The organism is Bacillus sp. OV166, from assembly GCF_900177675.1.
Classification (GTDB): Bacteria; Bacillota; Bacilli; order Bacillales; family Cytobacillaceae; genus Neobacillus.
In genome coordinates this window covers 6,257,684-6,274,000 of record NZ_FXWM01000001.1, presented here as the reverse complement: position 1 = coordinate 6,274,000, position 16,317 = coordinate 6,257,684, and the positions used below count along the sequence as shown (strand labels likewise).

The following is a 16,317-nucleotide window of genomic DNA, read 5'->3' as shown; positions in this document are numbered from 1 at the left end:
AAAAATACGAAATGTTCTAAATAATCTAGGAATTAAATTTATTAACACGGAGGGAGTTGAGTTATGAAACAGAAAGCGCTTGCAAGAACACTTACTTTGTCACAGGTTGTTTTTTTAGGGATTGCATGGAATAACCCCATGGTGTTTTTTAATACCTATGGAATTGCTGCCGTTACCTCAAGAGGTGTTATTACGGCTGCATACATTATTGCTTTTCTAGCAATACTTTTTACAGCTCTCAGCTATGGCAAGATGGCGAAAGCCTACCCGATCTCAGGTTCAGCCTATTCCTTTACGCAAAAATCTATTAATTCTGAGGTTGGGTTCATTGTCGGTTGGACGATTATGCTTGATTATATGTTAACGCCTATGGTTACCTGCTTGATGTCCACTGTCTTTTTAAGTGCTGTATTTCCTGGAATCCCGCATTATGTGTGGGTAATTGTGTTGACTGCAAGCATCGTATCTCCGAGCATACTAGGTGTGGAGATCTCAGCAATAACGAGTAAAATTTTTGTTATTGCTCAAGTCATTTTTGTTTGCCTTTTCTGGATATTAACATTCAAAAGTTTATCGGAAGGAGTAGGGACGGGTAGTCTTTTCTCAATTAAGCCATTGTTTGATGCAGATGTTTCCTTGTCCGTTATCTTGGCAGGTGCTACCATTCTTTGCTTTAGTTTTCTTGGTTTTGACTCACTCACCACTTTATCAGAGGAAACAATCAATCCCGAAAAAACGATCCCAAGAGCGATTATTATCATGCTAGTGTTTATCGGAGTTTTGTATATTGGCTCTTCTTACTTAGCACAATTGGTGCATCCTGGCATTTCATTCAAACATGCTGATTCTGCATCCCTTGAAATTGCAGTGCTTGTCGGAGGAAATTTATTTAAGTCCATTTTTATTACAGCAGTGATTATTGGTAATTTCTCTTCAGGGATCGCTTCAATCACAAGCGCATCGCGAGTGTTATATGCGATGGGACGAGATTCCGTATTACCCAAAAATATATTTGGATACATTCATCCTAAATTTAAAACACCGTCACTTGGCATCATTGTGATTGGCGTAGTTTCTTTACTCGCAATTCCATTAACCCTAGAACAAGTTATTAAGTTTATCAATTTTGGAGCGTTAATTGCCTTTACATCTGTAAATCTGTCTGTTATCGCCCATTATTTTATCAAAAATCATAAGCGTTCTTTTATGGATTGCATTCGGTACCTATTATTACCACTCATTGGGGCAGCGTTTACGACATGGTTATGGTCGCATTTAGAAAGGGATGCGTTGATTCTCGGGGGCATCTGGATGGCATGCGGCTTGATTTATCTTGTCTATATGACGAAAGGGTTCCGCCAACCACTTCCTGAGTTTCATTTTGATAAAGAATTGATTCCACAAAATGTACAAGACATTGATCGAGAGGTTATCCCTCAACAGGTAAGGTAAAAAATAATATATTGGAGGTTTGTAATTATGCTGAAGTTGAAAATGTTTATTAATGGTGAATGGATGGATTCATTAAGTGGAGAAAGGAGTTATGTTGTGAATCCTGCAAACGGTAAAAATATGGCTGAAGCTCCGAAAGGAAGTAGAGAAGAAGCCCAAATGGCGATTAATACTGCACGAACAGCTTTTGACTCCGGAATTTGGTCAGACTTACCGGCATCTGAACGTGCAACCTACTTATTTAAAATAGCGGATAAGATTGAAGAAAAGGCAGACGAGCTTAGCAAACTTGAAACTGAGAATACGGGAAAACCCCTTAAAGAATCAGAGTTTGATATTGCTGATACCGTGAATTGTTTCCGATACTATGCTGGGTTAGTGACAAAGCCAAATGGTCAAACGTATTCTGTTGCCGATCCTGTACAAGCCATGGTTATTCGGGAACCTGTCGGTGTATGCGGACTTATCGCTCCATGGAATTTTCCATTGTTGACGGGAGCTTGGAAAATAGCCCCTGCGCTTGCTGCGGGAAATACGCTTATATTTAAACCAGCTGAAATCACTCCTGTCACCACTTACAAATTATTTGAGATCATGGAAGAAGTGGGGATACCAGCTGGTGTTGTAAATCTAGTTTTAGGAGGTGGTTCAACAGTAGGAAATGAATTAGCGGAAAGCCAAAAGGTGGATTTGATTTCTTTTACAGGTAGTACAGCAACGGGTAGAAGCATCATGAATTCAGCAACAGGAAATATTAAAAACCTTTCACTCGAACTAGGCGGCAAGTCGCCAAATATTGTTTTCGCTGACGCGGATTTTGAGACAGCCATCGATTATGCTTTGAATGGAATTTTTACCAATGCCGGTCAAGTATGTAATGCGGGATCCCGTTTACTGTTAGAAGAGAGCATTCATGATAAATTCATTGCTAGATTGGTAGAAAGAGCAAAAAAGATTCAAGTTGGCCCTGGGGATGATTCGACAACAGAAATGGGTCCGCTTGTAAGTGAAGATCACATGAAGAATATCCTTGAATATATTCAAATTGGCTTAGACGAAGGGGCTACATTAGCTTGCGGTGGCAACCGTATCACAAGCAACGGGCTTGAAAATGGTTATTTCTTTGAGCCAACAATATTTGTTGACACCAAACCTAACATGAGAATTGTTCAGGAAGAAATATTTGGTCCAGTTCTTGTCGTTCAAAAGTTTAAAGATGAGGCGGAAGCAATCCAGCTGGCAAATGATACTTCATACGGGCTTGCAGCAGGTGTTTTTTCACAAGATGGCGCCAAAGCTTTGAGGGTTATTAAAAAAGTAAGAGCCGGAATTACTTATGTTAATGCTTATAACCTCGCCTATAATGAAGCACCGTGGGGAGGTTACAAGCAGAGCGGGATTGGCCGCGGATTAGGAACCTTTGGCTTGGATACGTTTACTGAGGTAAAACAAATCAATATTAATTTAGATGTTAAGCCAACTGAATGGTTTAGCAATTAATTAACAATATAAATTTTAAATTCGAAATATCCAAAAAATAAAGGAGGAATTTATTATGTTATGGGATTTTCATTTTAATCTGCCTACTTCTATAGAGTTTGGGAATGGGAAAGTAAAGAATATTGGGAAAAGGGCTAAAGAATTAGGTGGAAATAAAGCCCTCATTATTACAGATAAAGGACTTGCACAAACAGGAATTTTGGAAAAAATCACACAGTCTTTAGATCAAGAAGGTGTCAATTATATTGTTTATGATGAAATATCACCTAATCCAAAAGATGTAGATTGCGAGAGTGCTTATCAACAGTTTAAAAACGAGAACATCGATCTCTTAATTGGTCTTGGCGGCGGAAGTTCAATGGATACAGCCAAAGCAATTGGGACACTTTTGACACATGGAGGAGAGCTAAGAGAACGTTACGGCGTAAATTTACTAGAACGAGAAATTCCTCCACTAATTTGTATTCCAACAACTTCAGGTACCGGTAGTGAAGTGACAAGAGGTTCTGTCATTACGGATACCGTGACGAAACAGAAGGAGGCGATACTAGATTTGAAAATCGCTCCTAAACTGGCACTTGTCGATCCTGAATTGACGTTAACATTGCCGAAATCGATTACAGCTGCTACAGGAATGGATGCACTTACACATGCAATTGAAGCTTATACCTGCAAAGTTGCTCAACCACTTTCAGATGCTTTGGGATTATATGCCATTGAATTAATAGCCAAATACCTTCCATTAGCAGTAGAAAATGGGCATGATTTAGAGGCTAGGAAAAATATGCTTTTGGGCAGTTTAGTTGCAGGTATCGCCTTTGATAACACGGATCTTGGGGCTGTACATGCGATGGCCGAACCACTTGGAGGACTCTATGATACTCCACATGGAGTGGCGAATTCTATTTTTCTTCCACATGTATTTGAATTTAATATTCCTTCAAATCCAGAAAAGCACGCCTTGGTAGCAATCAAGCTTGGGGCAAATCCTGCAGGAAAAACAGTTGAAGAAACGGCGTACGAAGGTGTTGTGCTGTTAAAAGAGCTGGCAAAAAAAATCGGCATTCCTAGCTTCCGGGATTTAGGCAATGTAAATACCGAAGACTTCCCTTTCCTAGCCGAAGGAGCCTTTAAACATTTGTGTACTCAGGCGAATTCAAGGGATTTGACAAAAGAAGACTATCTGAAATTATTTCAAAAGACTTATGAGGTGAAAACCACAACTTTAATTGAAAATTAATTGTATAAAAAGTATAGAAGTAAAATTTAAGATCCTTGGTTAAGAACTGGCCCACCGGCAGAAAACCTTGCATTAGGAAAAAGCGAGGATGAAAATCTAGAAGGAGGCAGCATGAATGTCTAATCGTGATGAAAAACAGTTTTTAAATTTACCTTTTACAGGCATTTGTACTTTTGGAAAATACCCAATATGTGCGAACCTGAACCAGCTTGACGCAGATGTGGCGGTCATTGGGGTGCCTAATGACATGGGTACACAATGGAAATCAGGAGCAAGAATGGGCCCTAGAGGAATCCGCGAAGGCTCTACATTATATAGTTTCGGTCTGGATGGTGCTTATGATATTGAAAACGATATTATGTACCTTGGGCCTGAATGGAAAGTAGTCGACTGCGGGGATGTAGACATGGTACACGGAGATATTATGCAGTGCCATGAGAATACAGAAGAAGCAATCCGAAAAATTATTTCCAAAGGTGCTATGCCGGTTGTATTAGGCGGCGATCATTCCATCACAGCAGCAGTCGGAAAAGGACTAGAAGACATAGGTCCGTTTCATGTGATTCAAATTGATGCCCATTTAGACTGGGCGGATCATCGCTCGGGAATGCGGTATGGTCACGGAAATTGCATGCGTCGCTTATCTGAGCTGGATTACGTTCAGAAGATATTTCAGTTTGGCATTCGCGGGATTAGCAGCAGCAAAATAGAAGACGTCGAAGCAGCAAGAGCGTATGGCAGCGTGGTCCTATCACCTCGTCAGATGAGAAAGAAGGGACTTAAGGAAGTGCTGGAGCTAATTCCTGCGGGAGAAAAATATTATGTAACGATTGATATTGACGGTATCGATCCGTCAATTGCGCCTGGAACAGGTACACCTTCTCCAGGCGGCCTCCTCTATGATGAGGTAAATGAATTGCTTGAAGGAATTTCCAAAAGAGGAGAAGTCATCGGTTTTGATTTAGTAGAAGTTGCCCCGCCATATGATCCAACGGGCATGACCGGACAAGTAGCAGCCCGTATTGTACTAGACTTACTCAGCTATGTATTAAAGGAAAAAGAGAAAAAGGGGAATAATAAATACGGAAAAGAAAAAGAAGAAATGCTTTCTTAACTGGGATTGGTTCCTACAGGAGGAATAAATGTTAATAAAAAGAGAGGTACGCAAAAAGCGTTCCTCTCCTTGTTTATATAGACTCTAGGCATTCGCCGAGTTAGATTGGGCAAGGAGTTCCGCAAAATCATCTGCATATCTTACTATGTATGCTTGTCCTTTGCACTGTTTCCTAACCTTTATCTCAAACCATAGGTCGAGGACATAATGGAGGTATATACTGGCTAGTATCGAATAATCTCTTCTTTAGTATGCCTTTTTAAGAGTATCATTACATATTTGAAATGGCTTCACGTGTTGTCCATGTAGCACTACTGAAAGCTCGGTAGTTCGTAACAGCAGCATGAAAATCGTTTTCACTAATCGTGGCAGTTGCATCGTAAACAACAGCTGTCTTGAAGCCATTTTCGATTAAATCTCTCATATGCGATTCAACACATACGTTTGATAATACCCCAGCCAAAATTACTTGTTCTTTTCTGCGTTGCCTTAGTTGATAGACCAGATCATTTGTCTGAGGACTGGCCACCTTGTGCGGTGTTGCAATGACGGTTGTTTTGTCCCAGATATACGGAGCTAAAGTTGGAACATAATCGGCTTCCGGAGTTGGAGGACTATATTGATTTAATTTCTGATAAACACGCAAACTAATCAACATCTCTTGTTCGTTCCCTGTAAACTGCCAATCATAGTCATGTGGAAATAAAAAGTGCGGGGAAACAAAGAGCTGATAACCTTTACTACGGGCAGTGCTTAATAGTAGTTCCAGGTTGGCTAAAGTATTATTCTGTTTAATGTTAGCCTTTGTCAAATGATATCCTCTTCCGCCTGGAGACAAAAAGTCATTTTGAGGGTCAGTAATAACTATTGCAGTATTCGCTGGGTTTGGTTTAAACATAGAATTGTTCCCACCTTTTATATGTTTTCACTTATCGATTATATGAACTACATTGATTAAAAATTCCTTAGGAAAATGAAATTTTGAATTTAAGGAGTGACAATAAAGTAGGGATAAACAAATACAACTATTGCATATATGATTTCCTTCCAATAAACATAAAAAAGAGCTGTATTTCACCTCACTTGTTCAACCTGCCCCGTGTGCACTATAAGAAAAAGACTGCCGAAAATGGCAGCCAGATATTCAACTCTTGCACCCGTTACTTTAAGTACACTTATTCACAATCTTATCCAATCATAATATTTATTTAGCAAGAATGACCTCATACTCAATAAAACAAGCAATCTATTTTCGGTTTCGCTGTGTGACCTAAAATCGACTTTCATATTTGGCTTGTATGGGCTTTTTCTGTTTGTTCTAGGGTAATAAAAATAGGGCGCGGCATTAAAATTCGATGTGGGGGCCATTATTGGGCTTTATAGGTCAAATCTCATTTTTGGTCAAATTCGACCATTTTGGTAATCGCTGAAGGTTGGGAAATAACGAATTTAGCCAATTGGTTAAACTCTGTTTTTCTCCTGTTTTCTTAGTTTTTCATACACTCTTATTGTCCAACATTAACCAGTTGGTTTGCGCTTACATTGCTGATATACTAGGAAGTGGCTGCAAAAGCCACCTGAAAAATTACTACATGGTTTGGACAATTGGCGCCGTTGTTTACACCGAATGACTTGAGTGATTGCTTTTACGTTCTTTAAATCAGAAAATTCGATTAAATTTTTACATATTTAAACTTGATAAAAAAGGCTGTTTCACTTTATGATTGTGTTGTTTAACACTATTGGTTCTCTTATTTTGTTTTTTTGTACTTTTCTTCAACTATACTGCCCCGTTAGCTCAATAACAAAAAAGGATCGCCGTAGCAATCCTCGTTCTTTAACTCTTGCACCCTTTACTTCAATAAGAAGAAATTCAATTCCAATTATTTTTCAATATGGTGTGGTTGGAACAAATATGATTGGATATTTTTCTCCTAGCTGTTTCTTCACTTCTTGGAATAATTGCAACCCTTTTTCATTGTGATTTTCCTGTTGTTTTAATCCATTTTCCTTTAATGAATCGGTTTCTAAATCAATCCATTTTCCATATTCCGATACCCATTGCAATAGTTCTTCCCGTAATTTATCTGATAAAGGGAAATCCTCTATTTCAAGATTCCAGCCACATACGTTGCACCAAATAGGGTCAGCCACTAAATCCGCTTCTAGTTTAAATGAATTAGTAAATTCGCATTTACAAACCTCTTTTAACATCAAAAAGTCATCTCCCAAAAATACAATTTCTCAACTGATTTCACCTTTTATTTGTGCAAATCCCTCATATTGATCATACGTCCCAAATGAGGAGGGTAATGGAAGCCAATCCGCATAGATACCAACACCCTTCCGTTCTCTAACAGGACTCGTTGGTCAAGATGTATTTGGCTTTTTAACCTTAGTAATTAAAGCAGTGCCTTGTGCATTGTGAATTCTGCTCTAATTCTTCGATATTGCCAGATTTTCAACCCAGGAAGGGGTGTTAGTTCGTTATTCCTCATTTTTAATAACCTTCTATATTGATTCTGTTAACTGGGTTTACTAGAGAACATTCAGTAACAAGCCGCATATTTGAATGGGGGGAAATCCTAATTCAGCTGCCCACCTGGGTTCCTTTTTAAAAAAGGAACTGTTGGAGACAGCTATCGACATTCTTTTCAGGTATTTGAAGCGATAAGTCCAGTCATGGTAGATACTGAGGGGAGTTTTAACCAATCGTTTGTGTAATAGGGAAAAGACGGGCAATTAATAGAATTATGTAAGTTTAATAGAAACCTATCTGATTTTGTGGAAAATTGGGTTATTTCCTGCGAAATTAACAAACGGTTCTCGACAATCTTCCGCCCCTTAGCCGGGAAAACCCATATAGGTCAGTACTTGCAGCTGTTTCAACCGAACGTTTGATTAGTATAACCCATTTGGTATTTAGTCGAATGGCTGCATATTTGTGTGCAAAACTCCCGATTGTCCCCGAAAGGAACCCACCTGTGGAGTCATTATTTTTTGCGAACGGTTGCATTAACCGGTTGACGGAGGGATGGAGTGGTGCTATTATGTGTCTGTAATAATCACATATAGGATTTAATATCACATATGTGATTTTGAAAGAAGGAGGGAGAGTATGTCGGTAAAATCGGCTGAACGAGTTCTCCAGGTATTTGAATTACTAGCAAATAATCCTGATGGGTTATCGATTAAAGAGATTAGTGAAAAACTTTCATTTCCGCAAAGCAGCACATCGAACCTTATTGGCACTCTTTTAAAACAAGGGTATTTAAGTTTAGACAACATGAAGAAATATAAGCTTGGAGCAAAGTTAGTTCACATTGGCACCATGGCTATGGAGAACTTAGATATTTCTCTTCAAGCAAAGCCATTTCTTGAAAAACTAATGCAAAGTGTCCAGGAAACGGTATTTATGGCAACGCTGTCAGGGGAGGATCTGGTCTATCTTACTAAAATAAACAGTAATCGATCGATTCGAACAACCGCTCAAACGGGATATAGTAAACCGCTTTATTGTACGGGGTTAGGTAAAACCTTTTTAGCGAATATGGCAGATGAGGATAGAAAAAGTATCTTAGATCGGGTTGACTTAGTACCGATCACCGCGAAAACCATCACCAATCGGGAAGAGCTAGAGAAAGAACTGTATCAGTATTCATTAATTGGCTACACCATTGATGATGAAGAAAATGAAGAAGGATTATATTGTGTGGCAGCTCCTATTTTTGGTGCGGATCGAAGGATTCAAGCTGCTATTAGTGTGGCAGGTCCAAAAGAACGAATGCTGGCTCAAAAAGCAGAGGTAGTGGAACGCGTCCTTTGGACATCAAAGAAAATATCTGAAAGTATGGGATGTATTTTATAAGAAACAAGGTGAGTACATGGATGTTATAAGCATTGGGGAAACGATGGTTTTACTAACCCCCAATACGCCTGGAAAAATGCGCTATTCAAATCAATTTACCTCGAAGATAGCTGGTGCAGAAACGAATACACTTATTGGGCTAGCTAAACTTGGCCATAAGGCGGGGTGGATTAGCCGGTTAGGGAGAGACGAATTTGGAGCTCAAATCCTAACTTCCGTTCGCGGAGAAGGTGTAGATATTAGTCGAGTAGCTTTGGACGAGAATGCCCCAACAGGTGTATTTTTTAAAGAAATTATCAATCAAGATCGGGTTAATATTTACTATTATCGAAAAAATTCAGCAGCGAGTCAGCTCGCTCCTACTGATATAGATCAAGAGTATATCGCCCAGGCGAAATACTTATATATATCGGGGATTACGCCGGCTCTTAGTCAATCTTGCAGGGAATCTATCTTTCATGCGATTGAAATTGCGAAGGACAACCGGGTAAAGGTTGTGTTTGACCCAAATATTCGCAGGAAGCTGTGGGAAGATGATGAAGCAAGGGCAACTATCTTAGAAATTGCAGGGAAATCAGACATTGTCTTACCTGGGATTGGTGAATGTGAATTTTTGTTTGGCTCAAGGGATTGTGAAAAAGCAGCTCGTTCCTTACTGGCTTTAGGTGCAGAGACCGTTATCGTCAAGCTTGGCGAAAAAGGGGCTTATTATTCTACAGCAGCTGAAAAAGGATATATTGATAGTTTTACAGTTAAAAACGTAGCCGATCCAGTCGGAGCAGGAGATGGTTTTGCTGCAGGGGTACTTTCTGGATTTCTCGATGGCCTATCTATTGGAGAGGCCGTGAAACGAGGCTGCGCGATCGGTGCTATGGTTGCTACCATAAACGGTGATATAGAAGGACTACCGGACAGGATTGAATTGGAGAAATTTACTCAATCAAATTTAAGGGATGAAGTCAATCGCTAGTTTTTAAGAAGGAAGGGAATGTCTAATGAGTACACTGCAAAAAATCTTAGATCACAAATTAATCGCTATTATTCGCGGAGCAAACCCTGAGGATACATTAAACATTGTTCGATCCTTATATGAAGGGGGGATAAGAGTCGTTGAAATCACGATGAATTCCCCGAAAGCGCTATCTGCAATTGAGATGGTCGCTGATACATTTGGTAAAGAAATGGCCGTTGGCGCAGGAACGGTTTTGGATCCAGAATCTGCTCGAAGCGCCCTTCTTGCAGGTGCTCAATTTATTCTATCTCCGACGTTAAAGGCTGAAACGATTCGGATGACCAAAAGATATGGTGCGGTGAGTATTCCGGCTGCATACACTCCGACTGAAATTTTGGAGGGTTATGAACAAGGCGGCGATATTATTAAAGTTTTTCCGGCAACCACTTTAGGTCCAAAGTTTATCAAGGATATGGGGGGACCACTGCCGCAAATTCCATTATTGCCTACAGGCGGTGTGGGCTTAAATAATATCAAGGACTATCTTGCTGCTGGTGCTGCAGGACTCGGAATTGGTAGTTCTCTTGTGAATACAAAAGAGGAAATAACAGAGGAGTATTTAGTGAGTTTAACGGAAAAAGCAAAGCAATTTACATTAGCAGCCAAAAACTAATACTACTATTAAATGGAGAGTGTTCATTATGAAAATAACAGGTTATGAATTATTCACAGTCCAACCACGCTGGTTATTCTTAAAGATTGAGACAGATGAAGGTATTGTTGGTTGGGGAGAGCCGGTCATCGAAGGTAAAGCGGCAACCGTAAAAGCTGCAGTTGATGAAATGATGACTTATTTAGTAGGTAAAGATCCTTTAAGAATTGAGGATCATTGGAATGTTATGTACCGAGGTGCCTTTTACCGAGGCGGCGCTATTTTAATGAGTGCGATTGCTGGTATTGACCAAGCTCTCTGGGATATCAAAGGGAAATATTTCAATGCACCAGTTTACCAGTTACTGGGAGGAGCATGCCGCGATTCGATCAAGGTGTATTCATGGATTGGCGGAGATCGCCCAAGTGATACAGCACGGGCTGCGAAGGAATGTGTAGAACGAGGGTTTCAAGCGGTTAAAATGAATGGAACCGAAGAATTACAATACATTGATTCCTATGACAAGATTGATAGAGTACTAGAAAACGTGGCCGCTGTTCGTGAGGCTGTTGGAAGAAATATTGGAATTGGTATTGATTTTCATGGACGTGTACATAAACCAATGGCAAAAGTATTGGCTAGAGCCCTTGAAGAATTTAATCCTATGTTTATTGAAGAACCTGTCTTGCCAGAGAATAACGAGGCACTAAAGGAAATTGCTTCGTTAACATCGATTCCGATTGCAACGGGTGAGCGTATGTTCTCAAGATGGGATTTTAAACCGTTATTACAAGGTGGGTACGTTGATATTATCCAGCCTGACTTATCCCATGCAGGCGGTATTACCGAATGTAAAAAGATAATAAGCATGGCTGAGGCATATGATGTTGCCGCTGCTCCGCATTGTCCATTAGGACCCATCGCTTTAGCGGCGTGCTTACAAGTAGATGCCACTGCACATAATGCGTTTATCCAAGAACAAAGCTTGGGAATTCACTATAACCAGGGCAGTGATTTATTAGACTATCTAAAGGATCCAACTGTCTTTGATTATGAAAACGGTTATGTGAAAATTCCACAAGGACCAGGTCTTGGTATTGAAGTGAATGAGGAGTTTGTTCGTAAAATGGCTAAAGAAGGTCATCAATGGCAAAATCCAGTTTGGCGCCATCGTGATGGCAGTGTAGCTGAGTGGTAATCCTTTTTTGAAAGGGTGAAAATGTGCTTGGGCTTACCTTTGAACACAGGGGTAATGCGGCAAAGGTAAGTCCTCTAAGCGCATGTCGAAAGATGTATGGATTGAACGTTAAGAGGATGAAAAAAATTACCTACAAGGGGATGAGAAAAATGAATAATAAAGCGACGAAGGTTCGTTATGGTGTTGTATTTATGTTGTTCATAACGGTTATTGTAAACTATATGGACCGTAGCAATATTTCCATAGCCGCTCCTTTTATAACAAAGGAATTAGGAATAGACTCCGTCACAATGGGCTTAATTTTCTCTGCTTTTGGCTGGACCTATTGTGCCCTGCAAATTCCTGGCGGCTGGGTTTTAGATAAGTTAGGAAACCGAAACACTCACGCTATTGGTATTGCAGGATTTTCTATTATGACTTTATTGCAAGGGTTTGCAAGCGGTTTCTCTGGAATGTTTTTATTACGTGTAGGTTTGGGTGTCTTTGAAGCCCCTGCTTTTCCAACAAACAGTAAGGTAGCGGCTAGCTGGTTTCCAGAAAATGAACGAGCTAGAGCGATTTCCATTTACACTTCTGGTCAATTTATTGGACTAGCCTTTTTAACACCAACCCTTATCTTCCTACAGCAATCCTTTGGCTGGCGGGGATTGTTCATCATTGCCGGTATCGTTGGTCTTGCTTGGTCAGTTCTTTGGTATATTTTCTATCGCGATCCAAATAAAAGTAACAAGGTCAATCAAGCGGAACTTGACTATATCCGCGAAGGAGACGGATTTATTGAAGCGTCAGAAAAGGGAGAAAAGGTTAAAATTGGAGCAAAGGATTTCCGTATAATTTTGAGTAGTAGAAAATTGTGGGGCATTTTTATTGGACAATTTGCAGTGAGCTCCACACTTTGGTTCTTTTTGACATGGTTCCCTACCTATCTAGTGGAATATAGAGGATTAAGTTTTATTAAAACAGGATTTTTATCGTCATTGCCGTTTCTCGCTGCTTTCGTGGGTGTTTTATCAGCCGGTTTTCTTTCTGATTTCCTTGTGAAAAAGGGTGTTTCGAAAGATAAAGCAAGAAAAGCACCAATTATCACTGGTTTATTATTGTCAACCTCAATTATCGGTGCGAATTATGTTGATAGTCCTGGATTAATCGTGATGTTTATGTCTATTGCCTTTTTTGGTAACGGTTTCGCATCCATCACTTGGGTTTTCGTTTCACTTCTAGCTCCAAAACGATTAATTGGAATTGCTGGAGGGGTATTTAACTTCATCGGTGGTACGGCCTCTATCATTATTCCAATTGTTATTGGATTCTTGGTAAAAGGCGGTAACTTTGCCCCTGCACTAACCTTCATTGCGTGTGTAACCCTAACGGGAGCATTGTCTTACATCTTCCTAGTTGGCAAAGTTGAACGTGTAAAAGAACCAATAGATCAATTGGGAAAAGTCGCTTCTTAAATTAGCATACCTGTCACACCCTAGTTTTTTCGGAAATTGCTAAAGATAAAAAACTAACAATTAATAATAATAAAAATAATTAAACATTTTAAATAACAAAGCAAACAAAAAAGGAGAAGAGAAATCATCCTCAGACAATTTCTCTTCTCCTTTTGTTGTGTAGAGTTCTACAACTTGATTATTCAATTGAATTTGTATCGTATCAATTTCCCTCCTGCCTTAGTATTCGTTGAAATACTCTTGGATCTTCTTAGAGTCTTCGGTTTTGGTGAGTGCCAACATCAACAGAATACGAGCTTTTTGAGGGTTAATGTTGCCAGAATTGACGAAGTGGTTGTCTACGTCAATTTGTTCGTGAGTAACCATGCCTACTGGTACACGGGTGTCACGAACAACGACAACACCATTCTTCACAGCATCCTGCAGACCCGGAAGCGTTTTTTCATGGATAGAACCGTTACCAGTACCAGCGTGGATAATTCCCTTCGCACCGGCAGCAACCGTAGCGTCAACTATTACACGGTCATCATTGGCATGTGAATAAACAATATCAACACGATGTAGATTGTCTTCAGTGATCTTGCGAATGTCAAACTCGGACTCAGTGGTGTGCTTTTTAATTGGCAGGTTATAGAAATAGGGATTACCGCCTTGTATAATGCCGAGGGAGCCGAGCTCCGGATTATTGAAAGCATCAACGTCGGTGGTATTAGTTTTAAATGTGTCGCGAGCACTTCCAATCTTGTCATTCAGGGTGATCAGGACGCCCTTGCCGCGAGCTTCTTTGGAACCAGCAAGTGCTACAGCGTTGTACAGGTTCAACGGACCGTCAGCAGAGATTGACGTAGAGGGGCGCATTGAACCAACCACGACGATCGGTTTGTCAGAATGAACAGTCAGGTTGAGAAAGTAAGCCGTTTCCTCCATTGTGTCGGTACCGTGGGTGATGACAACACCGTCACACTTTGGATCATCCAATTCCTTTTGGACTTCCTTCGCCAGTTTGACCATTATGGCATTAGTGTTAGACGTACCAGAATCAATGCGTGATACCTGCTCAGTGGAAAGGTTAGCAATATCTTTTATCGTAGGAATTGCTTCTATTAGTTGATTTGGGGTTAGGACGCCAGCCTGATAGCCGGTTGTTTGGGTAGAAGTAGAACCAGTTCCTGCGATGGTGCCACCCGTTGCCAGAATTTTAATGTTAGGTAATTTTTTCTCAACAGGATTGGTTGTATTAGATGTTGTAATCTGTTTAGCTTCAACAGGATGCGATGCACCAGTGTAACTTGAAGAGATGGTGATAATCCCGGTTGACATTAATGCTAGTGTGGTGAGAGCAACTTTTTTCTTTGTAGTTAGTTTCTTCATTAGAAATTCCTCCATATAACGTGTGATTGGCAAAAATTAAAGTGAAACTTCCATCAGTGGGATCTTACTGCCCGTTAATTCGGGATAAATCTCATTAAGCGCTTTCATATTTGTTCTAAAAAAGGATAATTTTAATTTATAATAAGAACTACTAAAAACTACAAAAACTCACAAAAAAATGAAAATTAAAAAAATGATTGTTTTAATACCAGTTAGTTCTTTGGGTTCTGATGCAAAAACTTGAAGACAATTGCAAGTAAGATTCCACTGTCACGCCCCGAAATTTGTCTAAGATTGATAGGCTTTTAGATTGTGGAAAGTGAAAGATTAAAAACAAAAAACCACCTTGGATCTACTTAATAGTAGAGGCTAGGTGGTTTCTCTTTTTTAGGTACGCTCCCTCATCCGCTCAGGAAGTGTCTGTATCGATTGGACGACCAAATCAAGCTTTGCTTCAATCCGGTAAAGCAAATAGAGCGTCACAACGATGGGGAATCCCACTTGGCTGATGATTGGAATCAACTGCCCCACTTTTCTCCTCTCCTTCCATTATTGATAAAAAGAGGCTGGTTCATCATGAATCCGGCCTCTTTTCCTTATTAAGCAATCACGTAATCCGTCACATTGCGGTCAATCACTCTTGCTCCTTTTGCAGCTATAAACTTCCCACTGCTAGTTGTGAAAACTTCAGATGCAATAATCTGCGCCATCGATAATTTGACGACTTCTTCATCGATTGGCTCTTTGGGGTTATCAACGGAAAGGCTCGCCGTCTTTCCAAACTCCGTGGTAAATTGCAATTCCAATGTTTTTGCCATTTCTTTCACCTCCCATCACTTCGTTTTTTACTAGACTATTAACCTACAATTGCGATGCTATCATTCCGCTCCACTTTGTTTAGCGTGTCATTGCATAGAACTGCAACTGCTAGTGCCGCTTGCGATAATTGATCTGCAGTAGCTGCCTTGGTGACATTGCTAAACGTTTTCGATTTGAGGATGGGATTTCCCTCGTCATCCATGCCCGCTTCAAATACGATACGAAGCTTCGTTACTTCTAATAACGCTAGTGCCATTGTCTCTCACCACCTTTCACCTTATATATAGAAAAAAGTCGGCAAAAAGGACAGGGGAGGGAGAAGAGAATTTTAAATAAATTGAAAAAAGCCCTGGAGGATAGCGTCTCTCAGGGCAATTTAATAGAGTTTTCGAGATTTCGTGGACGATCCGCAAATAAAAGCAGTGAATCCGCAAATAAAAGCCAAATTTGCATAAATAAAGCTAACTTTTAGGCGGAGGAGGGAGCCCGGAGGGGGGGAATTAGTTCAATGAGCAGCTTATCAGCGAATTATTGAAGGATATCAGCGAACTGGACCATTTTATCAGCGGAAATCCCACTTTTATCAGCGAAACTAGCATTTTATCGGCCAATGAATCTTCGAAGCTGCAAAGTAAGAACCCATTATTGAGTTATATTAATCTGAAGTTTGAGAGGATTACTCATGGAGGGCTAGTTT

General features: G+C 40.1%; 15 protein-coding genes and 1 pseudogene. 9 read left to right on the top strand and 7 right to left on the bottom strand.

Annotation, left to right across the window (positions count from 1 at the left end):
• The first annotated feature begins 63 nt into the window (after nucleotides 1–63).
• The 4 genes from CCK98_RS30675 (at nucleotide 64) to speB (ending at nucleotide 5,306) form a co-directional block, all read left to right on the top strand.
• Nucleotides 64–1,452 (top strand): APC family permease, encoded by a 1,389-nt coding sequence (locus tag CCK98_RS30675; RefSeq protein ID WP_088090036.1) that lies wholly within the window; start codon nucleotides 64–66, stop codon nucleotides 1,450–1,452.
• Nucleotides 1,453–1,479: 27 nt separating this feature from the next.
• A complete protein-coding gene (locus tag CCK98_RS30670; RefSeq protein WP_088090035.1) occupies nucleotides 1,480–2,952 on the top strand; it encodes an aldehyde dehydrogenase family protein in 1,473 nt (490 codons plus the stop codon).
• Nucleotides 2,953–3,007: 55 nt separating this feature from the next.
• Nucleotides 3,008–4,192 (top strand): iron-containing alcohol dehydrogenase, encoded by a 1,185-nt coding sequence (locus CCK98_RS30665; protein WP_088090034.1) that lies wholly within the window; start codon nucleotides 3,008–3,010, stop codon nucleotides 4,190–4,192.
• 115 nt (nucleotides 4,193–4,307) lie between these two features.
• Nucleotides 4,308–5,306 (top strand): agmatinase, encoded by a 999-nt coding sequence (gene speB, locus CCK98_RS30660; protein WP_088090033.1) that lies wholly within the window; start codon nucleotides 4,308–4,310, stop codon nucleotides 5,304–5,306.
• Between the two features lie 123 nt (nucleotides 5,307–5,429).
• Here speB and CCK98_RS37140 read toward each other — a convergent pair.
• The 3 genes and pseudogenes from CCK98_RS37140 to CCK98_RS30650 all read right to left on the bottom strand — a co-directional run.
• Nucleotides 5,430–5,537: pseudogene (locus tag CCK98_RS37140) on the bottom strand (group II intron reverse transcriptase/maturase); the annotation flags it as partial.
• 40 nt (nucleotides 5,538–5,577) lie between these two features.
• Nucleotides 5,578–6,204 (bottom strand): isochorismatase family cysteine hydrolase, encoded by a 627-nt coding sequence (locus CCK98_RS30655; protein ID WP_088090032.1) that lies wholly within the window; start codon nucleotides 6,202–6,204, stop codon nucleotides 5,578–5,580.
• 992 nt (nucleotides 6,205–7,196) lie between these two features.
• Nucleotides 7,197–7,520 carry a hypothetical protein gene (locus CCK98_RS30650; protein ID WP_088090031.1) on the bottom strand — a complete coding sequence of 108 codons (324 nt, stop codon included), beginning with the start codon at nucleotides 7,518–7,520 and terminating at the stop codon, nucleotides 7,197–7,199.
• 904 nt (nucleotides 7,521–8,424) lie between these two features.
• Here CCK98_RS30650 and CCK98_RS30645 point away from each other — a divergent pair.
• From CCK98_RS30645 to CCK98_RS30625, 5 genes are all read left to right on the top strand, one after another.
• Complete coding sequence (locus tag CCK98_RS30645) at nucleotides 8,425–9,174, top strand: IclR family transcriptional regulator (RefSeq protein ID WP_088090030.1); 750 nt, start codon at nucleotides 8,425–8,427, stop codon at nucleotides 9,172–9,174.
• Nucleotides 9,175–9,190: 16 nt separating this feature from the next.
• Nucleotides 9,191–10,144: a sugar kinase gene (locus tag CCK98_RS30640; protein ID WP_088090029.1), complete on the top strand. Its 954-nt coding sequence runs from the start codon at nucleotides 9,191–9,193 to the stop codon at nucleotides 10,142–10,144.
• A 25-nt stretch (nucleotides 10,145–10,169) separates the two neighbouring features.
• Nucleotides 10,170–10,799: a bifunctional 4-hydroxy-2-oxoglutarate aldolase/2-dehydro-3-deoxy-phosphogluconate aldolase gene (locus CCK98_RS30635; RefSeq protein WP_088090028.1), complete on the top strand. Its 630-nt coding sequence runs from the start codon at nucleotides 10,170–10,172 to the stop codon at nucleotides 10,797–10,799.
• Between the two features lie 28 nt (nucleotides 10,800–10,827).
• Nucleotides 10,828–11,976, top strand: a complete 1,149-nt coding sequence (gene dgoD, locus CCK98_RS30630) for a galactonate dehydratase (RefSeq protein ID WP_088090027.1) — start codon at nucleotides 10,828–10,830, stop codon at nucleotides 11,974–11,976.
• A 140-nt stretch (nucleotides 11,977–12,116) separates the two neighbouring features.
• The gene (locus tag CCK98_RS30625) at nucleotides 12,117–13,430 is read left to right on the top strand and encodes an MFS transporter (protein WP_088090607.1); all 1,314 of its coding nucleotides are present in this window, start codon (nucleotides 12,117–12,119) and stop codon (nucleotides 13,428–13,430) included.
• Between the two features lie 219 nt (nucleotides 13,431–13,649).
• On the opposite strand, the gene CCK98_RS30620 is transcribed toward CCK98_RS30625, so the two are convergent.
• From CCK98_RS30620 to CCK98_RS30605, 4 genes are all read right to left on the bottom strand, one after another.
• Nucleotides 13,650–14,801, bottom strand: coding sequence for an asparaginase (locus CCK98_RS30620; RefSeq protein WP_088090026.1), 1,152 nt, complete (start codon nucleotides 14,799–14,801; stop codon nucleotides 13,650–13,652).
• A gap of 387 nt (nucleotides 14,802–15,188) precedes the next feature.
• Nucleotides 15,189–15,332 carry a YvrJ family protein gene (locus CCK98_RS30615; RefSeq protein WP_088090025.1) on the bottom strand — a complete coding sequence of 48 codons (144 nt, stop codon included), beginning with the start codon at nucleotides 15,330–15,332 and terminating at the stop codon, nucleotides 15,189–15,191.
• Between the two features lie 68 nt (nucleotides 15,333–15,400).
• A complete protein-coding gene (locus tag CCK98_RS30610) occupies nucleotides 15,401–15,619 on the bottom strand; it encodes a DUF2922 domain-containing protein (RefSeq protein ID WP_088090024.1) in 219 nt (72 codons plus the stop codon).
• Between the two features lie 38 nt (nucleotides 15,620–15,657).
• Nucleotides 15,658–15,876, bottom strand: a complete 219-nt coding sequence (locus CCK98_RS30605) for a DUF1659 domain-containing protein (protein ID WP_088090023.1) — start codon at nucleotides 15,874–15,876, stop codon at nucleotides 15,658–15,660.
• Between the last annotated feature and the right edge of the window lie 441 nt (nucleotides 15,877–16,317).

Excerpts from the sequence above, each read along its gene's own strand:
- CCK98_RS30625 (WP_088090607.1), top strand. The coding sequence starts at position 12,117 with ATGAGAAAAATGAATAATAAAGCGACGAAGGTTCGTTATGGTGTTGTA.
- CCK98_RS30620 (WP_088090026.1), bottom strand. The coding sequence starts at position 14,801 with ATGAAGAAACTAACTACAAAGAAAAAAGTTGCTCTCACCACACTAGCA.
- speB (WP_088090033.1), top strand. The coding sequence starts at position 4,308 with ATGTCTAATCGTGATGAAAAACAGTTTTTAAATTTACCTTTTACAGGC.
- CCK98_RS30670 (WP_088090035.1), top strand. The coding sequence starts at position 1,480 with ATGCTGAAGTTGAAAATGTTTATTAATGGTGAATGGATGGATTCATTA.
- CCK98_RS30640 (WP_088090029.1), top strand. The coding sequence starts at position 9,191 with ATGGATGTTATAAGCATTGGGGAAACGATGGTTTTACTAACCCCCAAT.
- CCK98_RS30650 (WP_088090031.1), bottom strand. The coding sequence starts at position 7,520 with ATGTTAAAAGAGGTTTGTAAATGCGAATTTACTAATTCATTTAAACTA.
- CCK98_RS30635 (WP_088090028.1), top strand. The coding sequence starts at position 10,170 with ATGAGTACACTGCAAAAAATCTTAGATCACAAATTAATCGCTATTATT.
- CCK98_RS30655 (WP_088090032.1), bottom strand. The coding sequence starts at position 6,204 with ATGTTTAAACCAAACCCAGCGAATACTGCAATAGTTATTACTGACCCT.
- CCK98_RS30665 (WP_088090034.1), top strand. The coding sequence starts at position 3,008 with ATGTTATGGGATTTTCATTTTAATCTGCCTACTTCTATAGAGTTTGGG.
- CCK98_RS30610 (WP_088090024.1), bottom strand. The coding sequence starts at position 15,619 with ATGGCAAAAACATTGGAATTGCAATTTACCACGGAGTTTGGAAAGACG.
- CCK98_RS30645 (WP_088090030.1), top strand. The coding sequence starts at position 8,425 with ATGTCGGTAAAATCGGCTGAACGAGTTCTCCAGGTATTTGAATTACTA.
- CCK98_RS30675 (WP_088090036.1), top strand. The coding sequence starts at position 64 with ATGAAACAGAAAGCGCTTGCAAGAACACTTACTTTGTCACAGGTTGTT.
- dgoD (WP_088090027.1), top strand. The coding sequence starts at position 10,828 with ATGAAAATAACAGGTTATGAATTATTCACAGTCCAACCACGCTGGTTA.
- CCK98_RS30605 (WP_088090023.1), bottom strand. The coding sequence starts at position 15,876 with ATGGCACTAGCGTTATTAGAAGTAACGAAGCTTCGTATCGTATTTGAA.